Below are 21,971 nucleotides of genomic sequence, written 5' to 3'. Positions count from 1 at the left end.
GTCAGGTCGGAGTGCTGTCGCGTCTCGGTCGTGCCGCTGGGGCGCGACCCCCGGCAGGTCAGGCGACGCCCTGGCCGCTGCCGCCAAATTGCCCATGGCGCCCCGCGCCCTGCGTGAAGCGGGCCGCACCTGCTGCGCCTTCCGCGGCGACCATGGGCGTGCCGCGCGCGCCCTCCTGGCGCAGTGCGTCGGCCAGCGGCAAGCTCCATTGGGCGTAGGCAGAAGCGCGGTCGGTCAGCAGGCATTGCTGCGGAAAGCCGGCGATCTGGTGGGCCAGCTCGACCGCGGCGGCCAGGGCGCTACCCGGTGCGGTGACGCGGTTGACGAGGCCCATCGCGTGCGCCTCGGCGGCGCCCACGGGGCGCCCGGTCAGGATCATGTCCAGCGCGCGGCCCATGCCCACGAGGCGCGGCAGGCGCACCGTGCCACCGTCGATCAAGGGCACGCCCCAGCGCCGGCAGAACACGCCGAAGGTGGCGTCTTCATCGGCTACGCGCAAGTCGGCCAGTAGCGCCAGCTCCAGCCCGCCCGCCACCGCGTAGCCGTTGACGGCAGCGATCAAGGGCTTGCTGAGCGCCAGGCGTGATGGCCCCATCGGACCCGCGCCGCCGCCTTCCGGATCGAGCTCGTTGCGCAGCGCCGGGTCGCCCACGGCGGCGAGGTCGGCGCCCGCGCAGAAATGGCCGCCTGCCCCGGACATCACCGCCACACGCAGCGCGTCGTCGGCTTCAAAGCGAAGGAAGGCGTCGCGCAGCTCGCGCGCCATCGGCCCGTGCACGGCGTTGCGCTTGTCGGGGCGGTTGAGGGTGATCAGGCACACCGGCCCATCGGTGTCGAACAGAACATCGGCCATGCCAGCTCCTGGAGTGTGTTGGGAGACAGGGCATGCTAGGAAAAAATTCCCGGCGGATCAAATACGCTGATCGGCGCAGTGGGCTGCCCTCTAATGCGACGTGCCTTCCGATCGCGTGATCTTGTTGAACACGTTGTACTTGCCCACGGGCTTTTTCATCGGCAGCCGCTTGACTTCCTTGAACGTGGACGCGTCGTAGACGACCAGGGCGCCGTCGTTTTCCCACACGCTGGCCAAGGCGTAGCGGCCATCCTTCGTGAATTCGATGTGCGCCAGCGTCTTGCCGGGCTCGCGCACCTGGGCGACCGGGGCTAGCGTGCGTTTGTCGAGGATGGTGAGGGTGTCCTTGGCTTTGGGGCTCATCATCGAATCGACCCAGGCGTAGGGCGTGGCTTCGTGGCTGCGCATGAAGAAGCCCGGGCCCGGCGTCTCGATGTCCTTGACCAGCTGCCAGGTCTGCATGTCGATCACGCTGATGCGCCCGTCCTTCAGGTTGGGGCTGGCCATCACGCGGCGCCCGCCATGGTCGAAGGTGATGCCCGAGCCCAGGTGCGGCATGCCGGCGATGGGCAGCGTGGCGATTTTGCGGCGCGCGTCGAGGTTGACGACCTGGCCGCTGGGCGATCCGTCGTCGTGCGGGCGCGACGCACCCAGCGCGTAGGCGTAGTTGGGGCTGAAGAAGAAGTCGTCCAGCGGCTCGGCCAGCGGGGTGCGGCGCACGCCCAGAAAACCGTCCTTGGGCAGGCCTTCGGCCATCTTGTAGTCGTGCACGAAGCCGTCGTAGATCGGCGGGGCCTGGCGGTCGTAGCTGATCTCCCAGATCTCGGCGATGTCCTTCAGCGCGATGACGAAGCTCTTGCGCGGCTCGGCGTCGTACACGGCGGACACGCGCGACGTGCGGGCGCCGTCCTGCGTGCGCGCCTCGTAGGTCTTGACCAGGTTCAGGTCGGCGTCGAACAGCGCCAGCGTGTGCGGCAGGTAGTTGGCCGCCATCACCCATTGGCCATCGCCGCTGACGGCGATGTTGCGCATGTTGATGCCGGCGCGCACCTCGGCCACGGTCTTCAGGTTCCACAGGTCGAATTTGGTGATCCAGCCGTCGCGCGAGCCGAAGAACACATAGCGCCCGTCCGGCGTGAACTTGGGTCCGCCGTGCAGGGCGAAGCGGCTGGGGAAGCGGTGGATCACCTCAAACTTGTCACCGTCCAGCAGCGACACGTGGTGGTCGCCCCCTTCGACCACGATGAACAGGTTCATCGGGTCGGCGCGCCACTGCGGCTTGGCCGGCCAGTCTTTCCAGCCCGCGGTTTCGACGCGGCTGGTGCGGATATCGGCGTCGGCCCAGCGCGGCGCGGGGCTGACCGGGGTGTAGATCCATTCGCCCAGCGCCTTCAGCTCGGCCTCGGACAGCTGCGCGCCGAAGCCCGCCATCTGCGTGGCCGGCCGGCCGTCGCGGATCACGGCCAGCGCCTCGGGCTTCTTCAGCCGCGCCAGGCTTTCCGGCAGCAGGGCCGGGCCCATGCCGCCCAGGCGCTGCTCGCCGTGGCAGGCGGCGCAATGCTGCTGATATAGCTGGGTGACCGTGCGCTGGGGCGCTGCGCCAAGCGATGCGGGTGCCTGGGCCCAGGCGCTGGCCATCAGGCTGATGGCGGTGGCCGCAAGCCCGGCACGCAGGAGACCATTCAGGGTTTTATTTGCTATCATTAGCGTAGCTGCCTGCGCAGGTGGTTGTAGGGCTGCAGGCCTATTTCTCTTAAGAATCGCTGGGGACCAGCTCGATCACCTTGCGGCCGCGGTAGGCGGTGGTGACCACGCGCGCGTCGCCCGGAGCGACGCCGATCTCTTCATCGCTCAGGTAGCAGCCTGGGTCTTCGGCCCACGCGTCGCCGGTGACCTGCTGGGCGCGCACGCGGGTGTTGCCGCCGCAGATGGCCAGGTATTGGCAGCCGCCGCAGCGCCCGTGCACCTGGCGCGGGCGCGTCTTCAGTCCGGCCATCAGCGGGTCGCTCAGGTCCATCCAGATCTCGGAAAACGGGCGCGCCTTGACGTTGCCCAGCGTGTGGTGCCACCACATGGTGTCGGGGTGAACGTCGCCCACGTTGTCGATGTTGGCCACGTGCACGCCGCTGGCGTTGCCGCCCCAGGCGACGAGGCGCTGCTGCACGTCATCGGCCCAGCGCGGCAGGTGCTGGCGCACCCATTGCAGCAGGTACGCGCCATCGGCGTCGTTGTTGCCGGTGACGTACTCGTGCTGGCCGCCGCTTCGGGCGTCGTCCCAGGCCGTCTGGTACAGCAGGTCGAGCGCCTCGCGCGTGGCCAGGTGGTGCGCGTCCTTGCCGCGGTGGATGTTGCCGCGCCCGGCGTAGTTGAGGTGGCTGAAATAGAACTTGTCGACCTGCTCGTCGCGCATGAGGTTCAGCAGGTTGGGCAGGTCGAACGCGTTGAGTTCGGTCATGGTGAAGCGCAGGCCGACCTTGGTGCCCAGCTTCTGCAGGTGGCGCACGGCAGCCAGGCTGCGGTCGAAAGCGCCTTCCAGCCGGCGGAACTTGTCGTGCGTGGCGCCAATGCCGTCCAGGCTGATGCCCACGTAGTCGAAGCCCGCGGCATGCACGCGCTGGGCCAGCGGTTCGTCGATCAAGGTGCCGTTGGTCGACAGGCCGATGTAGAAGCCCATGGCCTTGGCGCGCGCGGCGATCTCGAACAGGTCGGGCCGCAGCAACGGCTCGCCGCCTGACAGGATCAGCGCACGCACATTGAACGCCTGCAAGTCATCCAGCACATCGAACACCTGCTGCGTGCTCAATTCGCCGGGGTAATCGTGGTCGGCGCTGAAGGCGTAGCAGTGCTTGCAGGTCAGGTTGCAGCGGCGGATCAGGTTCCAGATCACCACCGGGCCCAGCGGCTGCGTGGCGCTGCCGGGCGATTTGCCGGTGCGGCGCGCCGGGGCAGGGTAGACGCCTGTGGCCTCGGCCTGGGCCAATTCGTGCATGAACTGCGAGATTCGGAACATGGGCGGCACCGCGGGCGCGGCTGTCAATGTGGGATGGCCCATTCTTCGCCAGGGGCGGTCGCGCGGCCATGACTTGCGTCAATTCGCGTGGCCGCGGCGGGGCGAAAAGAACCGATCGGTGCGCTCGCCCCCTCAACGGTGCGCGAACCTGCACACGACGAGTCGCCCTGCGGCGCGTCTCCAGGCATCGCCCTGGCCCCGCGCATCCGCAACAATGGGCGCATCCGCTTGCGCCGTCGCGCGACCGCCGCACCGCCATGAAACACCTGCTCATCGTCTACCACTCGCGCACCGGCGGCAGCCGCCAGATGGCCGAAGCCGCCGCCCAGGCCGCGCGCGGGCAGGCCGGCGTGACCGTGCACCTGAAGGCCGCCCCCGACGCCGGGCCGGAAGACCTGCTGGCGGCTGACGGCTACCTCTTCGTCTGTCCTGAGAACCTGGCTGCCCTGTCCGGCGTGATGAAGGACTTCTTCGACCGTTGCTATTACCCCGTGCTCGACCGGCTGAACGGCCGCCCCTACGCCGCCATGGTCTGTGCCGGCAGCGACGGCAGCAACGCCGTGCGCCAGTTGGAGCGCATCGCCACCGGTTGGCGCCTGAACCGCATCGCACCGAGCCTGATTGTCTGCACCCACGCGCAAACACCCCAGCAGATCCTGGCGCCCAAGACCATCGGGGCCAATGCCCTTGCGCAATGTGCCGATCTGGGCGAAGGTCTCGCCGCAGGCATGGAAGCGGGGATTTTTTAGCGTCGGCGGCACCCGAGGGGCAGGGCTGACGGTTGGAGGAGGAATGTTGGACTATGTATGAGGACAGGTTTACAGGGTGGCAGGCATGGCCGCAGCGCGAGGCGATTGCGGGCTTGAGCCACCCGGGGGTGTACGTGTGCGCGCTGGCCGACGAGGCGTTCGACCCGTCCGCGCCCTTCACGTGGTGCCGCCAGATCGCCTACATCGGCATGACGATTTCCCGCGGTGGCCTGCGCGCGCGCCTTGGGCAGTTCGACAACGCGGTGCGTGGCCGCACGGGCCACCGCGGCGCCGACCGGGTTCGCTGTCTGTACCCTGACTATGCGTCCGTGGCTCGGGCCTTGTACGTGGCAGTGGTGCCATTTCCGTGCGACGTGACGTCTCTCCATCCCAGTGATCTGGAGGTGATGGGGGAAGTGGCCCAGTTCGAATACCGCTGCCTGGCGGAGCACGCCCGCGCCGTGGGCGGCCTGCCCGAATTCAACGACGACAGGAAACCATCCAAGGCGAGCGCGGCTTTCGGCCAGCAGGTCGCCACCTTGTATGCCGCCAAGGTCTGAGCCACTGCCGCGCCGCGGGGGGTGACCAGCCGGCGCCCGGACACGGAGCCAGGCGGGGTGCCGAGCGCGTTGGCCTGATGGCACCCGTTGGGCTGGCTGACCGCGTGCCGTGCAAGCCCAGATCGTCCAAGGCTAATGGGCGCCGCGGATGACACCGTCCTGCGGGCGAGCCGCTTGCTTTTTTCCTCCGATGGGCCTTGCGCAAGCTGTTGTCTCTCTGCGGCGCAGCTCTGCTGGGCCAACGCCGCGTGGGACGCGGACGTTCTACCGGCGAGGCGTGTCGGATTGGTCGGACGACATCAGCCGGCCTGCGCTTGCGCTCGACGGCAGCGCCCATACAGGTCGTGTGCGCGGTCCAGCACCTGGGTCTGCACGCCCAGCAGGCCGAGCGTGCTGTGGAAGTAGTTGTCGTGGGACAGCTTGACGTCCTGCTGGCGCGCCAGGCAGGCGCTGGTGATGCCGCTTTGCTGCTGGAAGGCGGGCGACAGCCAGGTGATCCAGGGCACGCGCTTTTGCACATCCGGCGCGATGCTGTAGGGCAGACCATGCAGGTACAGATTGTTCTCGCCCAGCGATTCGCCGTGGTCGGATACGTAGACCATGGCAGGCGCCCATTGGCTCTGCTGGCCCTTGAGCCAGTCGATGGCGCTGGCCAGGAAGTGGTCGGTGTAGCGGATGGTGTTGTCGTAGGCGTTCAACAGCTGCGCATGCTCGCACTGCTGCAGCGCGTTGGTGGCGCATTCCGGTTGAAACGGCTTGAACTTGGCCGGGCTGCGCTTGTAATAGGCGGGCCCGTGGCTGCCCATCTGGTGCATGAAGACCACCACGCCCCGGGCGCGGCGCTCGGGCGGCAGCTGGGCGATGCGCGCGTCCAGATCGCGCAGCATGACCTCGTCCAGGCACTCGCCATCGTCGCTGCACAGGCCAGGCGCTGCCAGAGCCTGGTAGCCGACCTTGGGCACGCGGTCGCACACGCCCTTGCAGCCACCGGCCTGGTTGTCGAGCCACAGCACGGCCAGGCCCGCGCGCTGCAGCACGTCGGCCAAGCCCTCAGTGTTGGCTTGGCGGTCGCCAAACGCCTCGCGGCCCAGGTTGGAGAACATGCAGGGCACGGAAGCCGCGGTGTTGGTGCCGCAAGACCACACATTGCGCAGGCTGACCACGCCGGCGCGCGCCAGCTCGGGCGTGGTGTCGCGGGCGTAGCCGTTCAGGCCGATGTGATCGGCGCGGGCCGTTTCTCCCACCACCATCAGCACCAGGGGCGGGCGAGCGCCCGGCGCCAGCGCGGCCAGGCGGGCATCTTCGCCCAGGGGCAGCACGGCGGCGCCGTTGCGCTGCACCGGCCGGTGGCCGACGCGGGCGAGCGAATAGAACGTGTTGACCGGGTTGATCAGGTAGCGCACCTGCTTGTGGTTGCGCATGGTAGACGAGAGATCTTCAAAAAAAAGACCTCCAGACAACGCCAGTACTGCGCAAGCAGCTACGAAGACAATAGCATTGGTGCGCGCTTGGTGCCAGCCGCCCGGCCAGCGCAGCCGTGCCCGCCACAGCATCGCCGCCGGCAGCACGCCCAGCACCAGCAGCGCGCCCACCATGGGCCAGCTGAACAGTTCGCGCGCCTCGCGCCCGTCGGTCAGCAGCACGTTGACCATCATGGTGGGGTCGATCACCACGCCGTAGGTCTGCATGAAATAGGTACCACCGGCGGCTGTCAGCAGGCAAAGCGCAATGGCGGGCTTGAGCGTCCAGCGCCAGTTGAACAGGCTGAGAAGCATCACCACCAGGGCCGTCACCGCAACGCCAAACGCCAGCCCGAACGCCAGACCGCGCCCGTTGGCCAACTCGGGCAGGGCGGCCAGCGCGCGCCAGAGGGCAAGGTTGCCGACGCTGGCGATCCACAGCGCTGCCAGCAACAGCCAGACGAGCGGCCGGGAGGTCAGGCGCGGAGCCGGTTCGGCGGCAGTGTGACGAGCGCGCGAGCGAATGAGGGGGCGCGCGGACGTGAGAGCGGAGGCCAACATGGGGCCGGAGTGTGGCGCCGCGGTCTGAGCGTGACCTTAAGCCGGCTTGAGGGCCGCCGCCTCATGGCCAGAGGTGCAGAAAAAAAGCCGCCTGGCGGGCAGGCCAGGCGCTGGGTCAGACTGGCGCGCCTTTGGCGGCGCGACCGGCGCTCAGGCGCCGAAAAAACTCTTCAGCCGGTCGGTCCAGCTTTCGGTGCTGGGCGAATGCTTGGCGCCGCCCTTGCGCAGGGATTCGTCAAACTCTTTGAGCAGCTTCTTCTGGTGCTCGGTCAGCTTGACCGGCGTTTCCAGGCTGACGTGGCAGTACAGGTCGCCCGGATACGACGAGCGCACGCCCTTGATGCCCTTGCCGCGCAGGCGGAACTGCTTGCCGGCCTGCGTGCCTTCGGGGATGTCGATGGCCGCCTTGCCGCCCAGCGTGGGCACTTCAATCTCGCCGCCCAGCGCCGCCGCGGCAAAGCCGATCGGCACCACGCAGTGCAGGTCGTCGCCGTCGCGCTCGAAGATGTCGTGCTTCTTCAGGCGGATCTCGATGAACAGGTCGCCCGGCGGGCCGCCGTTGGTGCCGGGCTCGCCATTGCCGACGCTGCGGATGCGCATGCCGTCGTCGATGCCGGGAGGAATTTTCACCTCCAGCGTTTTCTGCTGCTTGATCTTGCCCTGGCCGTGGCAGGTGGAACACGGGTCCTTGATCTGCTTGCCCGTGCCGCGGCAGTGCGGGCAGGTCTGCTGCACGCTGAAGAAGCCCTGGCGCATCTGCACGACACCTTGGCCGTGGCAGGTGCCACAGGTGGTGGCGCTGGTGCCGGGCTTGGCGCCGCTGCCGTGGCAGGTGTCGCATTCGTCCCAGCTGGGGATGCGGATCTGCGCGTCCTTGCCATTGGCTGCCTCTTCCAGCGTGATCTCCATCGCATAGCTGAGGTCCGCGCCGCGGTACATCTGCGGGCCGCCGCGGCCACCGCGTGCGCCACCACCGAAAATGTCGCCGAAGATGTCGCCAAAGGCCTCCGCAAAGCCGCCGAAGCCTTCTGCACCGCGCATGTTGGGGTCGACCCCGGCGTGGCCGTACTGGTCGTACGCGGCGCGCTTTTGCGGGTCGCTGAGCATCTCATAGGCCTCCTTGGCCTCCTTGAACTTCAGCTCGGCTTCCTGCGCGTTGCCCTGATTGCGGTCAGGGTGGAACTTCATCGCCAGCTTGCGATAGGCTTTCTTGATTTCCTCGTCCTGCGCGTTCTTGGGGACGCCCAGCACTTCGTAGTAATCACGCTTGGCCATAGGGGTATGCGACTTTTCTCAAGTAAAAGCCGCGCAGTCGATTCCCGGTGGGAACAGCCTGCGCGGCATGTGGGGCGCGCCACGTGCGCGACGCCGCCCTGAAACGACCTGGGCCCGAGGATCAGTCCTTCTTGACTTCCTTGACCTCGGCGTCGACCACGTTGTCGTCGGCCGCGGCACCGCTGGAAGCCTGGGCGCCGGCGTCGCCACCGGGGGCAGCGCCAGCCGCGGCGCCCGCGTCGGCGTACATCTTCTCGCCCAGCTTCTGGCTGGCGGTCATCAGGGCTTCGGTCTTGCTCTCGATCGCGGCCTTGTCGTCGCCCTTGATGGCTTCTTCCAGGTCCTTGATCGCAGCTTCGATCTTGTCCTTCTCACCCGCGTCCAGCTTGTCGCCGTGCTCAGTGACGGTCTTGCGCACGCTGTGCACCAGCGCATCGCCTTGGTTGCGGGCCTGCACCAGTTCGACCTTCTTCTTGTCTTCGGCCGCGTTGACTTCCGCGTCCTTGACCATCTGCTCGATCTCGCCTTCGGACAGGCCGGAGTTGGCCTTGATGGTGATCTTGTTTTCCTTGCCCGTGCCCTTGTCCTTGGCCGACACGTGCAGGATGCCGTTGGCGTCGATGTCGAAGGTCACCTCGATCTGTGGCATGCCGCGGCTGGCCGGCGGAATGCCTTCCAGGTTGAATTCGCCCAGCAGCTTGTTGCCCGAAGCCAATTCACGCTCGCCCTGGTAGACCTTGATGGTCACGGCGGGCTGGTTGTCCTCGGCGGTTGAGAAGGTCTGCGCGAACTTGGTCGGGATGGTCGTGTTCTTGGTGATCATCTTCGTCATCACGCCGCCCATGGTCTCGATGCCCAGAGACAGGGGGGTGACGTCCAGCAGCAGCACGTCCTTGCGGTCGCCCGAGAGCACCTGGCCCTGGATGGCGGCACCGACGGCCACGGCTTCGTCGGGGTTGACATCCTTGCGCGGCTCCTTGCCGAAGAATTCCTTCACCTTTTCCTGCACCAGAGGCATGCGCGTCTGGCCACCGACCAGGATCACGTCGCTGATGTCGCTCACGCTGATACCGGCGTCCTTGATGGCGGTCTTGCAGGGCGCGATGGTGCGGGCCACCAGTTCTTCAACCAGGCTTTCCAGCTTGGCGCGGGTCAGCTTGATGTTCAGGTGCTTGGGACCGGAGGCGTCGGCCGTGATGTAGGGCAGGTTGATGTCGGTCGAGGCGGCCGAGGACAGCTCGATCTTGGCCTTTTCAGCGGCTTCCTTCAGGCGCTGCAGGGCCAGCACGTCCTTGGACAGGTCGACGCCCTGGTCCTTCTTGAACTCGCCGATCACGTATTCGATGATGCGCTGGTCGAAGTCTTCGCCGCCCAGGAAGGTGTCGCCGTTGGTGGACAGCACTTCGAACTGCTTCTCGCCGTCGACGTCAGCAATTTCGATGATGGACACGTCGAACGTGCCACCGCCCAGGTCGTAGACGGCGATCTTGCGGTCGCCCTTGGTGCCCTTGTCCAGGCCAAAGGCCAGGGCCGCGGCGGTGGGTTCGTTGATGATGCGCTTGACGTCCAGACCGGCGATGCGGCCGGCGTCCTTGGTGGCCTGGCGCTGGCTGTCGTTGAAGTAGGCCGGCACGGTGATGACCGCTTCGGTCACGGCTTCGCCCAGGTAGTCCTCGGCGGTTTTCTTCATCTTGCGCAGGATCTCGGCGCTGATCTGGGGCGGTGCCAGTTTCTGACCGCGCACTTCGACCCAGGCGTCACCGTTGTCGGCCTTGATGATCTCGAAGGGCATCAGGTGGATGTCCTTTTGCACTTCCGGATCGGTGAACTTGCGGCCGATCAGGCGCTTGACGGCGTAGATGGTGTTCTTGGGGTTGGTGACGGCCTGGCGCTTGGCGGGTGCGCCGACGAGGACTTCGCCGTCTTCCTGGTAGGCGACGATGGATGGCGTGGTGCGCGCGCCTTCGGCGTTCTCGATCACCTTGGTCGAGTTGCCTTCCATGATGGCCACGCACGAGTTGGTGGTGCCCAGGTCAATACCGATGATTTTTGCCATGTTTCTTCTCCGAGAGGCTTCTTAAAGCTGAATTGTCTGAAAGCTGTGGCTGGCGGCAAGGTTTTCAAGCGGCCAGTGAAGGAATTCGATGCAGCGGGTGACTTATTGCGGCGCCGCCACGGTGACCAGAGCCGGGCGCAGCACGCGGTCGGCGATGGTGTAGCCCTTTTGCAGCACCGACACGACGGTGTTGGGCTCCTGGGCGGCCGGCACCATGCTGATGGCCTGCTGCGTGGCGGGGTCGAAGCGGGCGCCGGGTGCGGGGTTCACCTCGACCACCTTGTTGCGCTCCAGCGCGCTCAGCAGTTGGCGCAGCGTGGCTTCGGAGCCTTCGCGCAGCTGCTCGGCGGTGGCGTTTTCGACGTTCAGGGCCGCTTCCAGGCTGTCCAGCACGGGCAGCAGGCTTTCGGCGAAGCCTTCGAGCGCGAATTTGCGCGACTTGGCGATTTCCTCGTCGGCGCGGCGGCGGGCGTTCTGGGCATCCGCCTGGGCGCGCAAGGCCTGGTCGGTCAACTCGGCGGTCTTGGCCTTGAGCTGGTCCAGTTCGGCCTGGGCGTTGGTCAGTGCCGCGGACGCATCGGCCTGGTTGGCAGCGGCCGCCGCCTCCAGTTCCTCAGGGCTCATCGGCGGGTCGAAATCGGTGCCGGGCGCGCCGGCTGAAAAGGGGTAAGGTTTGTCGGACATGCTCTGCGTGGAGGTGCGGGTTGTCTCTTGATGGGGGCTTATTACCCGCTCATGTGGGCGCGCGCTGACCCGTTTCAAGGGCGCTGGCGGTTCAAAAAGAGCGAAAAACGCAGATTTCGGACCGCCAGGGGCCGGTTTTGCCCGAAAAAACGGCAAGTCGGCTGCGCCGCACCACCGTCGAGAGGAGCTGAAGCCTGCAAGGCAAAACGCCGCCTCGGGGGCGGCGCTGGTCGGCTTGGCCGAAGCGGGCGGGTGTCAGCCGCTGACGCCGAGCAGTTCGACGTCGAATTTCAGCGTGGCGTTGGGCGGAATCACGCCACCGGCGCCGCGGGCGCCATAGCCCATGTCAGGCGGGATGATCAGGGTGCGCTGGCCGCCGACTTTCATGCCGGCCACGCCCTGGTCCCAGCCCTTGATCACCATGCCGGCGCCCAGGGCGAATTCAAACGGGTCGTTGCGGTCGCGGCTGGAGTCGAACTTGGCGCCTTGCTGGCCGTCGTTGTAGAGCCAGCCGGTGTAGTGCACGGTGACGTTCTGGCCCGGCTTGGCCTCGGCGCCGGTGCCCGGCACGGTGTCGGTGATCTGGAGTTGGCTCATGTCGTTTGCTTCTGATTTGATAGCTGCCTGCGCAGATGGTTGTAGCGCAGAAGCCGGATTTGAAGGGTAAAAAAGCGGCCCGCGCCGCTTCTCTCATGTGCCTTGGGAGTGCCTGGCGCTCTGCCGATGTGCCGGCATGCGGGGCTTACTTCTTCTTGGCTTGCGCCGCCACCCACTTGGTGGCAAAGGCCTGCAGATCGGACAGGCGCTTGATCAGGTCGGTGCCGCTGGCCGTCAGGCTGTAGCCGTCGGAGCCGTGCGTCACCAGGTTGGCGGCGCGCAGCTCTTTCAGGCGGGTGTTCAGGGTGTTGGGGGTGATGCCGCCGACGCTGTCTTGCAGCAGGCGGAAGGTCTGGGGATGGCCGTCGCGCAGGGCCCACAGCACGCGGATCGCGTAGCGCGCTTCCAGCAGTGCCAGCAACTGGCCTGTCGCGGCGTTTTCTTTGGAACTCATTTCAGGCTTCTCCTCAGGTGGCGCATTTGCGTGGAACGACTATATCGCAAATCTGTAGCACGCTAGCAGTTTCATAGCTTCTTATGCCGGCCCATCGTGGGTTGGCCGCTACAAAAACCAGACTCTGTGAGGGGCGAACGGTCAGTTGGAACTGTATACTTTTTGCAACAATCGGAGCAGCGTACGGCGCTCCGACGCGCTCAGCGCGCCCGCGGCCTCGCGTTCCAGCTCGAACGCGCTCTGCTCGGCGTCGTGCATCAGCGCATGGCCCGCGGGGGTCAGTTGCAGGCCCAGCGCGCGCCCGTCGCTCGGGTGCGGGTGGCGCACCAGCAGGCCCCGCTTGTCCATGGCAGCGATCTTGCCCACCAGGTTGGGCGGCAGCAGATTGAGGGCGCTGCACAGCTGCTTGGACGTGATGCCCGGGTTGTGCCGGATCACCGACAGGATCGAGAAATCGACCGGCCGCAGCCCGTATTCGGCCATGCGCGGCACGAACAGGCCGATCACCGTCAGCGCGGCGCGGCGCGCGTTGTAGCCGACCAGGGTTTGCAGGTAGCTGGTGTCGACCTGGTCGACCGTTGGCGCCGGGTCAACGGGCGGCAGTGCATCGGCCGCGGGGGGTGACGGGCGCGCCACCTCGGTGTCGACCGCGCGAAGGCGAGGGGCGCCGCGGTCTCGGGCTCGTCGGTCCATGGTCAGGCCGCCTGCGCCGGGGTCAAGCGCCGTTGGATGATGGTCTGGCGCATGTCGAATTCGGGCAGCACCCAGTGCGCCAGCGCGTCCAGCGCGGCGCGGGCGCCTGGGCGCGCGGCGGCCGGGCTGGCCTCGATGCGGGCGCCCGCCCACGCCATCAGCGCGATCGCGGCGGCGCGCAGGTAGTCGTCGGCGACCCAGTAGGGCAGTGTGGCGTCGCCCTGGCTGGCTTGAACGATTTGGGCCGTCAACGCCTGCAGTGCGTCGGCGCAGCGCACGGCTTCGCGCCCGAGCGGGCCTTCGCCGGCTTCGGCGCGCACGCGGTCCAGCAGCGCGGCCAGACCGGTGCCGCCATCGGCCAGCACCTTGCGCACCAGCAGGTCGATCGCCTGGATCTCGTTCGTGCCCTCGTAGATCATGGCCACGCGCGCGTCGCGCACGTGCTGCTCGATGCCCCATTCGCTGACGTAGCCGTGGCCGCCGAAGACCTGCAGGCAGTCGCTGCCGCCGTGGAAGGCCTGGTGCGTGCAGGCCGACTTGAGCACCGGGGTGGTCAGCGCGCACCAGCGCTCGGCCTGCGCGCGGCGCTCGGCGTCAGGGTGGTGCTTGGCGACGTCCAGCTCGATCGCGGTCTGGTAGGCCAGCACGCGCCCGGCATCCAGCCAGGCCCGTTGTGTGGCCAGCGTGCGCTGCATGGCCGGGTGGTCAATGAGCAGGCTGGTGTCTTTGGCGCCCGGCGCCCGCATCTGCTTGCGCTCGTGCGCGTACGCATCCGCTTTTTGCCAGGCGGCCGACAGCAGGCCGACGCCTTGCAGCGCCACGTGCAGGCGGGCGGCGTTCATCATCACGAACATCGCGTTGAGGCCCTTGCCGGGCGCGCCGACGATCCAGCCGCGGGCTTCGTCGAAGCGCATCACGCAAGTTGGGCTGCCGTGCAGGCCCATTTTTTCCTCGATGCGCTCGCACGCCACGGCCGAGCGGCTGCCATCGGCGTAGAACTTGGGCACGAGAAACAGCGACAAGCCCTTGGGGCCGGCCGGCGCACCCGGCTCGCGCGCCAGCACGAGGTGGACGATGTTGTCCGTCAGGTCGTGCTCGCCGCCGCTGATGAAGATCTTGGTGCCGCTGATCAGGTAGCTGCCATCGGCTTGCGGCACGGCCTTGGTGCTCGCCAGCCCCAGGTCGCTGCCCGCGTGCGGTTCGGTCAGGCACATGGTGGCCAGCCATTCGCCGGTGGCGATCTTTTCCAGGTATTCGGCTTTCAGCGCGTCGCTGCCGTGGTGCTTCAGGCACTCGTAGGCGCCGTGCAGCAGGCCGGGCGCCATGGTCCAGCCGTGGTTGGCGGCGGACAGGCTTTCGTACAGCGCGGCGTCCAGCACCGCGGGCAGGCCCTGGCCGCCGTCTTCGGGCGCGGCCGACACCGCAGCCCAGCCGCCTTGCCAGAAGGCCTGGTAGGCATCGCGAAAGCCGGGCGCCATGGTCACGGCGCCGTCCTTCCACTGCGCGCCCACTTCATCGCCGATGCGGTTCAGCGGTGCGATCTGGCCGCTGACGAACTTGCCCATCTCGTCCAGCATCTGGCGCATCAGCGCCTCGTCGGTGTCGGCGTGCGCGGGCAGCTCGGCCAGCTGCGCGGGCGCGTGCAGCACGTCGAACAGCACGGCTTGAAGGTCTTCGACCGGAACGAGGTAGTCGGGCATGATGCTATGGATAGTGTAGCTGGCTGCGCAGGTCCATGTAGCGCGAGAGCCAGATTTTTCTTGAAATTCTGAACATGAAAGCGCGCCGGCCCGCACAGGGCGGGCCGGAGCAGGGCGGGCCGACAGCGCAGCCCGCGGGGCGCGGCCGCGCTTACTTCTCGACCTTGAATTCGCCGCCAGTGACTTTCATCATCACGCCGGTGTCCTGGGTGTAACCCCAGTGGTCCTGCGGCGTCCAGTTCAGCACGCCGTGCGACAGCGTGGTCTTGCCGATCTGCTCGAAGGCGTCGCGCAGGGCAGCGCGGAACTCGGGCGTGCCCGGCTTGGCCTTTTTCAGCGCGATCGGCACGGCTTTTTCCATCACGATGATCGAGTCGTAGGCGTGACCTGCAAACTGGTTGCGCGAACCGGGGCCGTACGCCTTCTCGTACTGCTGCACGAACTTGATGGCTTCGGCCTTGGACGGGTGCGAATCCGGCAGCTGCTCGGCCAGCACAGCCGGGCCCGACACCACGAAGCCGCCTTCGACCTGCTTGCCACCCACGCGCATCAAATCGCGCGTGGCGGCGGCGTGCGTCTGGTAGACCTTGCCCTTGTAGCCGCGCTCCATCAGCGCCATTTGCGGCATGGCCGCGCCGGAGCCCGAGGCCACGACCAGCATCGCGTCGGGGTTGGCCGACACCAGTTTCAGGGCCTGGCCGGTCACGCTGGTGTCGGCGCGGGCGAAGCGCTCGACGGCCACCAGCTTCATGCCCGCCTTTTCAGCCTGCGGCTTGAAGTCGTTGAGCCAAGTCTCGCCGTAAGCGTCGCTGTAGCCCAGGAAGCCAATGGTTTTGACGCCCTGCTTCTTCATGTGCTCGATGATGGCGTGGCCCATCACCGCGTTGGACTGGGGCATGCGGTAGGTCCACTTGTCCTTGCCGGCGGGCAGCGCCACGGGCGACCACGACAGCTGCGGCGTCTGCGACTCTTCAGCCACCTGCGCGATGGCCGCGGCCACTGGCGTGGCCACCGAGCCCATCAGGATGTCGACCTTGTCGTTGGTGACGAAGCGCTTGGCGTGCGTGACGCCCTGCGTCGGGTCGGAGGCGTCGTCCATCACCACCACGTTGAGCTTTTCGCCCGCGATGGTCTTGGGCCACAGCTTGGCCTGGTTGCCGGCCGGAATGCCCAGGCCCGACGCGGGCCCCGTGAGCGGCGCGATCACGCCGATGGTGATGTCGGCTGCCGCCAACCCGCTGGCCGTCAGGGCAGCGGCGGCCACCAGGGCCTTGAGTTTGAAACGGGTCATCGGGGTGTCTCCTCGGGTTGCGGTTGGAAAACGGTTGTGAACGTGCTGGGGCGAGTGGCGCGCCTAAGCGCACTTCTCCTTGATGAAATCGGGCACGGCGATCGCCTGCAGGCGCCCGCCTTCGGGGTGGACGCAGAAGGCGCGCGTCTCAAAGCCTTCGCACAGCAGCTCGTCGCCCTTGAACACCTGGTGCTTCTGCACGAAGGTCTTGGCGTTCCAGGTTTCCACGCTGGTGTGCACGTGCAGCGTGTCGCCGTAGGTCGCCGGGCGCATGAACTTGGTGTGGATCTCCAGCAGCGGCGTGCCGATGATCCCGGTGGTCTTGCGCAACTCACGCCAGGGCGGGATGCCGCATTCGACAAAAAAGTGCAGCGAAGAAGCGTCCATCCACTTGCTGAAATTGGGAAAGAACACGATGCCGGCCGGGTCGCAGTCGCCGAACATCACTTTCACGTCGTAAACGGTGGTCTTGCTCATCCTTGGGCTTTCAACGCGCCAGAAGGTTCTGCGCGGTCAGGGTTTGTGTGGAGAGGCGTGCAGCGAGAGCGCGGCCCGCCGACGTGCCACGGCGTCTCCAGCCGCCGCGGAGCAGGCGACACCAGCGAACGCCGTTGCCGGACCTGCGCCGGCAACTGGCGTTGTCCCCCAGCCCGAAGCGCGCAAACGCGAAGAGAGCGGGGGCTGAGGCCTGCGGCTCCAGGCCTGCCTGCGCAGGTCTGGACAGGTCGAAGGGCCGGCGCCTCTGGCGACGCGCGCCGAGCATGACAGCCGCTCAGGGGGGTGTTCATCGCGGACTCATCCGCAGCGCCCCATCCAGCCGGATCACCTCGCCATTCAGGTGCCCGTTGGTCACGATGTGGCAGGCCAGTTCGGCGAACTCTTCGGGCTTGCCCAGGCGTGAGGGGAAGGGGATCGACGCGGCGAGCGACTGCTGCACCGGCTCGGGCAGGGTGCGCATCAACGGCGTGGCGAACAGGCCCGGGGCGATGGTGCACACGCGGATGCCATGCTGCGCCAGATCGCGGGCCATGGGCAGCGTCATGCCGACCACGCCGCCCTTGCTGGCCGAATACGCCTGCTGGCCGACCTGGCCGTCGAACGCCGCCACGCTGGCGGTGAAGACCATCGCGCCGCGCTCGCCGTCTTCCATCGGATCCAGCTTGGCGCAGGCGGCGGCGAACAGGCGGGCGGCGTTGTACGTGCCGATCAGGTTGACGTTGACGACCTTGGCGAAGTCTTCCAGCGGGGCGGCGTTGCCGTCCTTGCCGATCACGCGCTTGGCCGTGCCGATGCCGGCGATCTGCATCAGGATGCGCGCCGGGCCGTGCGTGGCGGCGGCCTGGTCGATGGCCGCCTGCATGCTGTCTGCGTTGCTCACGTCCGTCTGGATGGCGATGCCGCCGATGTCCTGAGCCACACGCTTCGCGTTGTCGAGGTGGAGGTCGAGCACGGCGACTTGGGCGCCCAGGCGCGCGAGTTCGCGTGCAGTGGCTTCGCCCAGGCCCGAGCCGCCGCCGGTCACCAGTGCCGCTTGTCCCTTGATCTGCATGGTGGTACTCCTAAGTTGATAGCTGCTTGCGCAGGTGGTTGTAGGGCTGAAGCCGGATTTTTCTTAAGATTACCGGTGGGCCGGCCCGGTGCCCGCGCACAACCAACCACTGCCACGCGCGCACGCCTGCGGGGCAGCTGCGAAAGATCTCGTGCATGGCATGGAAGGCGCCGCTGGTCGTTGACTCGGGCTCGGGGATCACGCTGCCGGGTTCTCCAGCAGCAGCGCGATACCCTGGCCGCCACCCACACAGGCCGACGAAATGCCGTACTTGACGCCCGCACGCTGCATTTCGCGCGCCACGGTGATCGTCAGGCGCACGCCGGTGGCGGCCAGCGGGTGGCCCAGCGCGATGGCGCCGCCGTTCACGTTCAGCTTGTCCAGATCCAGGCCGAGTTCCTTGCCCACGGCCAGGGTCTGCGCGCCCTGCGCTTCGTTGATCTCGAAGCGGCCGATGTCGGACAGTTTCAGGCCCGCGCGCTCCAGCAGCAGGCGGATGGCAGGCGCGGGGCCGATGCCCATGATCTCGGGCGGCACGCCCACCGCGGCAGCCGCCACCACGCGCGCCAGCGGCTTCTTGCCGTGCGCCTTGGCGTAGGCGCCCGAGGCGACCACGGCGGCCGCGGCCGCATCGACCAGCGCGGAGGAGTTGCCGCCGGTCTGCACGCCGTTCTCGAACACCGGGCGCAGCTTGGCCAGCACTTCGGCGGGCGAGATGCGCGGGTGCGTGTCCGTCGCCACCTCGGTGAGCTTGCCCTGCAGCTTGATGCCGCGCGCCTTGTAGCCTTCCAGCTCGAACTTCTCGGTGACGACGGGGACGATTTCGCCCGCCAGGAAGCCGCTTTCCTGCGCCGCCACGGCCCGCGCGAACGAGTTGGCCGCGAACTGATCGACTTCTTCGCGCGTGATGCCGTACTTCTTGGCCAGGTTTTCGGCGGTCTGGATCATGTTGATGCCGGCGGCCGGATCCTTCAGCGCCTCCCACATGTAGTCCTTGAAGCCGACCGGCGCGCCCAGCTTGAAGCCGGTGCGGTGATCGAACGCGGCGATGGGGTTGCGCGTCATGCTTTCGGTGCCGACGACCAGGGCCGCATCGCACGCGCCGCCCTGGATGTGCTCGCCCGCCTGGCGGAACAGCTCGAAGCCCGTGCCGCAGATGCGCTGCGCCATGATGGCCGGCACTTCGACCGGCACGCCCGCGTACAGGCCGATGTGGCGCGGCAGGAAGAACTGGTCGAAGTCGCCGGGCGCCATGTTGCCGGTCACGACCGAGCCGATGTCGCTGCCGGGCACGCCGGCGCGCTTAAGGGCTTCGCGCGCGGCCTTGATCCCCAAGTCGGTGGGCGAGACGTGGCCGAGCGCGCCGCAGTAGTCGACCATCGGCGTGCGCACGCCGTCCAGCATCCAGACGTCGTCGAAAGCGGAGAAAAATCCTTTGGAGGCCATGTCAGTGTTTCCTAGATGTGTGCCGAGATGGGTTCGGCCCCTTGAGGGGAAGGCGCGCGCAGCGCGCCACCGGGGTGCTCATAAATCGACGCCGGGCTTGATGACGGTCACGCCCGCCGGCTCGTCGTACAGCGCCTGCACGAGGGCGTCGCGCTCCTTGAGCACGGCGCGCTGGTTGATGCTGCCCTTGTCGGTGATCTCGCCCTTGTCGATGGACGGCGGCTCCGACAGCAGCATGAGGCGCGTCACGCGGTTGGCGCTGCCTGTGGCCGTCAGCGACAGGTCGGTCACGAGGCTCTGGAACTTCTGCAGGACGGCGTGGTGTTGCAGCACGTCGGCCAGCGGCGCATCGGCTGGCAGATCGGTCAGCGTGCGCACGGCGGGCGTGGTGAAGACCAGCGCGCCGACTTCCTTGCGGTTCAGGCCGGTGACGACCACATCCTGGATGTAGGGCGCGCCGCCCGCGATGACGCGGCCACGCAGCGGGCCGACGCTGACGAAGGTGCCGGTGGCCAGCTTGAAGTCTTCGGCGATGCGGCCGTCGAAGCGCAGGCCGGCGCTGGGGTTGGCCGGGTCGCTCCAGGTCACGGCGTCGCCGGTGCAGAAGTAGCCCTCGTCGTCGAAGGCTTCGGCCGTGGCGTCGGGCGCGCGCCAGTAGCCCGGCGTGATGTTGGGGCCCTTGTAGCGGATCTCGACCTTGCCGTTGCTGGGGGCGAGCTTCACTTCCATGCCCGGCGTGGGCAGGCCGAGGTCGCCCGCCTGGATGTCGGGGCTGGTGACGAACAGGCCATAAGGGCTGGATTCGGTCATGCCGAAGCCGCAGGTCATGACGACGCGCTGACCGAGTTCGCGCTCAGCGCTCTCGAACAGCGATTCCCACACCGGCTGGGCGAGCGAGGCGCCGGCGTAGAAGAACATCTTGACGCGCGAGAGGAAGTTCTTGCGCAGTGCGTCGTCGGTCTTCATGGCATTGGCGATCGCCTCGAAGCCGGTCGGCACGTTGAAGTACATGGTCGGCGCGATCTCGCGCAGGTTGCGCAATGTCTCGCCGATCAGCGCGGGCGTGGGTTTGCCCTCGTCGATGTAGAGCGTGCCGCCGTTGTTCAGCACCATGCCGACGTTGTGGTTGCCGCCAAACGTGTGGTTCCACGGCAGCCAGTCGATCAGCACCGGGCGCTCTTCCATGAGGATCGGCATCGACAGGCGCATCTGCTCCTGGTTGGCGCACCACATGCGGTTGGTGTTGATGACCGCCTTGGGGAGTTTGGTCGAGCCGCTGGTGAAGAGGAACTTGACGATCGTGTCGGGCCCGGTGGCGGCCTGCGCCGCATCGACGGCGGGCGTGGGCTGGGTCGCCAGCAGCTCGGCGAACGGCGTGCTTTCGCGCTCGCGCAGGCTGGCCGAATCGGCGTTGCGCGAGAGCACGATTTCGCAGTCGGACGGTGCCACCGCAGCGATGGCCGCGCCGTAGCGATCACCGTCCTCGGCCCAGATCAAACCGGGCGTGAGCGTGTCGATGACGTGGCGCAGCTTGCCGTAGTCCTTGCTGATGGTCGAATAGGCGGGCGATGCGGGCGAGAAGGGCACGCCGGCGTAGATGCAGCCCATGGCCATCAACAGGTGGTCGATGCCGTTGTCGCTGAGCACCACGACGGGGCGGTGCTCGGACAGGCCCCGGTCGAGCAGCGCCTGGCCGATGTGGCGTGCCGCGTCGAGCGCCTCGGCGTAGCTCACGTGGCGCCAGTCGCCCAGCGTGCCGTCGGCGCCCCGCTGGCGCTGGGCGACGAAGGTCTCGTCCGGCGTGGCCTTCGCCCAGTGGATCAGGCGGTCGGCCATGCGCTCGCCGAACGAAGCCAGAGGCACCTCGGCGTTCAGGTACTTCACGCCTTCATCGCCGTCGCGCACCGTGATGGTGGTGACGCCGAAGGTCAGCGGGCGGTAGCGGGGCGCTGCGTTGGCGCTGGACGGGGCATTGCTCATGCTTGTCTCCACTCTTGAATTCATAGCTGCTTGCGCTTGCCCAGCAAGCGCTGGCGGCCAAAATGGCTTGAATCTTGGGGCGGCCGATCAGTCGCGTTGCACCTTCGTGCCGGCCTTGCCTTCCAGGAAGGCGCGCACGCGCGCCTTGGCGTCGGGGGCGGCCTGGGCGATGGCGCTGATCAGCGCCTCGGTCATGTAGCCGTGGTCGGCCGGCTGTTCGGCGATGCGCGGCAGCGCGTGCATCAGCGCGTAGTTGGTCAGCGGCGCGTTCTGGGCGATGCGTTCGGCCAGTTCCATCGCCTTGTCAAAGGCCTGGCCCCGCGGCACGAGGTACTGCGCGAGACCGATGCGCTCGCCGTCTTCTGCGTTGTAGACGCGGCCCGTCAGCATCATGTCGGTCATGCGCGAAACCCCAATCAGCTTGGGGATGCGCACCGAGCCGCCACCGCCCACGAAGATGCCACGCTGGCCTTCGGGCAGGGCGAAGAAGGTGGTGGCGTCGGCCACGCGGATGTGCGCGGCGCTGGCCAGCTCCAGGCCACCGCCGACCACGGCGCCGTGCAGCGCAGCGATCACCGGCACCGGGCCGTACTGCACGCCGTCGAGCGCGGTGTGCCAGCTGCGCGAATGGTGCATGCCTTGGCCCGCGTCGCGCTCCTTCAGCTCGGACAGGTCGAGCCCGGCGCAGAAGTGCTCGCCCTCGCCGTCGAGCACGGCCGCGCGCACGGTGTCGGGCAGGTTCTGGAAGGTGTCGCGGATCGCCGCGATCAGGCCGTCCGACAGGGCGTTGCGCTTGGCGCCGCGTGTGAGGCGGACGATGGCGATGTTGCCGTCCTTGCCGCCGATTTCCAGGGAAATGTCTTGGTGCTTGCCGCTCATCGAGGTCTCCTGATGGCGAATTATGATTATTTCAGATAATCAAATACAAGCACTTTTGTGCATGTTGTGCCTAGGGCAAACCCTAGGTTTCAACGATCCGGAACGCGATCGGCACAATAGAGCCACCTCGGCAGGAGGCGCGCTGTGCGCCTCGGACACGACCTTTCAGGAAAC

General features: G+C 67.4%; 19 protein-coding genes. 2 read left to right on the top strand and 17 right to left on the bottom strand.

Annotated elements, in window-relative coordinates:
- Positions 1 to 58: 58 nt before the first annotated feature.
- From FVQ98_RS15465 to nirJ, 3 genes are all read right to left on the bottom strand, one after another.
- Positions 59 to 853 (bottom strand): crotonase/enoyl-CoA hydratase family protein, encoded by a 795-nt coding sequence (locus FVQ98_RS15465; protein ID WP_147914354.1) that lies wholly within the window; start codon positions 851 to 853, stop codon positions 59 to 61.
- A gap of 90 nt (positions 854 to 943) precedes the next feature.
- Positions 944 to 2,557: a cytochrome D1 domain-containing protein gene (locus FVQ98_RS15460; RefSeq protein ID WP_255507806.1), complete on the bottom strand. Its 1,614-nt coding sequence runs from the start codon at positions 2,555 to 2,557 to the stop codon at positions 944 to 946.
- A 49-nt stretch (positions 2,558 to 2,606) separates the two neighbouring features.
- Positions 2,607 to 3,863: a heme d1 biosynthesis radical SAM protein NirJ gene (gene nirJ, locus FVQ98_RS15455; RefSeq protein WP_147914352.1), complete on the bottom strand. Its 1,257-nt coding sequence runs from the start codon at positions 3,861 to 3,863 to the stop codon at positions 2,607 to 2,609.
- A gap of 257 nt (positions 3,864 to 4,120) precedes the next feature.
- On the opposite strand from nirJ, the gene FVQ98_RS15450 reads away from it, so the two are divergent.
- The gene (locus tag FVQ98_RS15450) at positions 4,121 to 4,612 is read left to right on the top strand and encodes a flavodoxin family protein (protein ID WP_147914351.1); all 492 of its coding nucleotides are present in this window, start codon (positions 4,121 to 4,123) and stop codon (positions 4,610 to 4,612) included.
- 113 nt (positions 4,613 to 4,725) lie between these two features.
- Positions 4,726 to 5,172, top strand: coding sequence for a hypothetical protein (locus FVQ98_RS15445; RefSeq protein WP_147914350.1), 447 nt, complete (start codon positions 4,726 to 4,728; stop codon positions 5,170 to 5,172).
- A gap of 299 nt (positions 5,173 to 5,471) precedes the next feature.
- Here the strand turns inward: FVQ98_RS15445 and FVQ98_RS15440 are convergent, their stop codons facing one another.
- The 14 genes from FVQ98_RS15440 to FVQ98_RS15375 all read right to left on the bottom strand — a co-directional run bounded on the left by FVQ98_RS15440 (position 5,472) and on the right by FVQ98_RS15375 (position 21,797).
- Positions 5,472 to 7,193 (bottom strand): phosphoethanolamine transferase, encoded by a 1,722-nt coding sequence (locus FVQ98_RS15440; RefSeq protein WP_147914349.1) that lies wholly within the window; start codon positions 7,191 to 7,193, stop codon positions 5,472 to 5,474.
- A 150-nt stretch (positions 7,194 to 7,343) separates the two neighbouring features.
- The gene (gene dnaJ, locus FVQ98_RS15435) at positions 7,344 to 8,468 is read right to left on the bottom strand and encodes a molecular chaperone DnaJ (protein ID WP_147914348.1); all 1,125 of its coding nucleotides are present in this window, start codon (positions 8,466 to 8,468) and stop codon (positions 7,344 to 7,346) included.
- A gap of 121 nt (positions 8,469 to 8,589) precedes the next feature.
- Positions 8,590 to 10,524 carry a molecular chaperone DnaK gene (gene dnaK, locus FVQ98_RS15430; RefSeq protein WP_147914347.1) on the bottom strand — a complete coding sequence of 645 codons (1,935 nt, stop codon included), beginning with the start codon at positions 10,522 to 10,524 and terminating at the stop codon, positions 8,590 to 8,592.
- 102 nt (positions 10,525 to 10,626) lie between these two features.
- Positions 10,627 to 11,208 carry a nucleotide exchange factor GrpE gene (gene grpE, locus FVQ98_RS15425; RefSeq protein ID WP_147914346.1) on the bottom strand — a complete coding sequence of 194 codons (582 nt, stop codon included), beginning with the start codon at positions 11,206 to 11,208 and terminating at the stop codon, positions 10,627 to 10,629.
- Between the two features lie 255 nt (positions 11,209 to 11,463).
- The gene (locus FVQ98_RS15420; RefSeq protein WP_147914345.1) at positions 11,464 to 11,805 is read right to left on the bottom strand and encodes an FKBP-type peptidyl-prolyl cis-trans isomerase; all 342 of its coding nucleotides are present in this window, start codon (positions 11,803 to 11,805) and stop codon (positions 11,464 to 11,466) included.
- Between the two features lie 145 nt (positions 11,806 to 11,950).
- The gene (locus FVQ98_RS15415; protein WP_147914344.1) at positions 11,951 to 12,259 is read right to left on the bottom strand and encodes a winged helix-turn-helix transcriptional regulator; all 309 of its coding nucleotides are present in this window, start codon (positions 12,257 to 12,259) and stop codon (positions 11,951 to 11,953) included.
- A gap of 141 nt (positions 12,260 to 12,400) precedes the next feature.
- The gene (locus FVQ98_RS15410) at positions 12,401 to 12,952 is read right to left on the bottom strand and encodes a MarR family winged helix-turn-helix transcriptional regulator (RefSeq protein WP_147914343.1); all 552 of its coding nucleotides are present in this window, start codon (positions 12,950 to 12,952) and stop codon (positions 12,401 to 12,403) included.
- 2 nt (positions 12,953 to 12,954) lie between these two features.
- Positions 12,955 to 14,652 (bottom strand): acyl-CoA dehydrogenase family protein, encoded by a 1,698-nt coding sequence (locus tag FVQ98_RS15405; protein ID WP_147914342.1) that lies wholly within the window; start codon positions 14,650 to 14,652, stop codon positions 12,955 to 12,957.
- A gap of 151 nt (positions 14,653 to 14,803) precedes the next feature.
- The gene (locus FVQ98_RS15400; RefSeq protein WP_147914341.1) at positions 14,804 to 15,943 is read right to left on the bottom strand and encodes an ABC transporter substrate-binding protein; all 1,140 of its coding nucleotides are present in this window, start codon (positions 15,941 to 15,943) and stop codon (positions 14,804 to 14,806) included.
- Between the two features lie 63 nt (positions 15,944 to 16,006).
- Positions 16,007 to 16,420 carry an acyl-CoA thioesterase gene (locus FVQ98_RS15395; RefSeq protein ID WP_147914340.1) on the bottom strand — a complete coding sequence of 138 codons (414 nt, stop codon included), beginning with the start codon at positions 16,418 to 16,420 and terminating at the stop codon, positions 16,007 to 16,009.
- 307 nt (positions 16,421 to 16,727) lie between these two features.
- A complete protein-coding gene (locus FVQ98_RS15390; RefSeq protein WP_147914339.1) occupies positions 16,728 to 17,492 on the bottom strand; it encodes an SDR family NAD(P)-dependent oxidoreductase in 765 nt (254 codons plus the stop codon).
- Between the two features lie 198 nt (positions 17,493 to 17,690).
- Positions 17,691 to 18,938: a thiolase family protein gene (locus FVQ98_RS15385; protein WP_147914338.1), complete on the bottom strand. Its 1,248-nt coding sequence runs from the start codon at positions 18,936 to 18,938 to the stop codon at positions 17,691 to 17,693.
- Between the two features lie 78 nt (positions 18,939 to 19,016).
- Positions 19,017 to 20,918 (bottom strand): feruloyl-CoA synthase, encoded by a 1,902-nt coding sequence (locus tag FVQ98_RS15380; protein ID WP_147914337.1) that lies wholly within the window; start codon positions 20,916 to 20,918, stop codon positions 19,017 to 19,019.
- A gap of 87 nt (positions 20,919 to 21,005) precedes the next feature.
- Positions 21,006 to 21,797, bottom strand: coding sequence for a crotonase/enoyl-CoA hydratase family protein (locus FVQ98_RS15375; RefSeq protein ID WP_147914336.1), 792 nt, complete (start codon positions 21,795 to 21,797; stop codon positions 21,006 to 21,008).
- Between the last annotated feature and the right edge of the window lie 174 nt (positions 21,798 to 21,971).

The organism is Ottowia flava (genome assembly GCF_008017535.1).
GTDB lineage: Bacteria > Pseudomonadota > Gammaproteobacteria > Burkholderiales > Burkholderiaceae_C > Ottowia > Ottowia flava.
The sequence above is the reverse complement of the archived record's forward strand: the minus strand, read 5'-3'. Positions and strand labels throughout refer to the sequence as shown.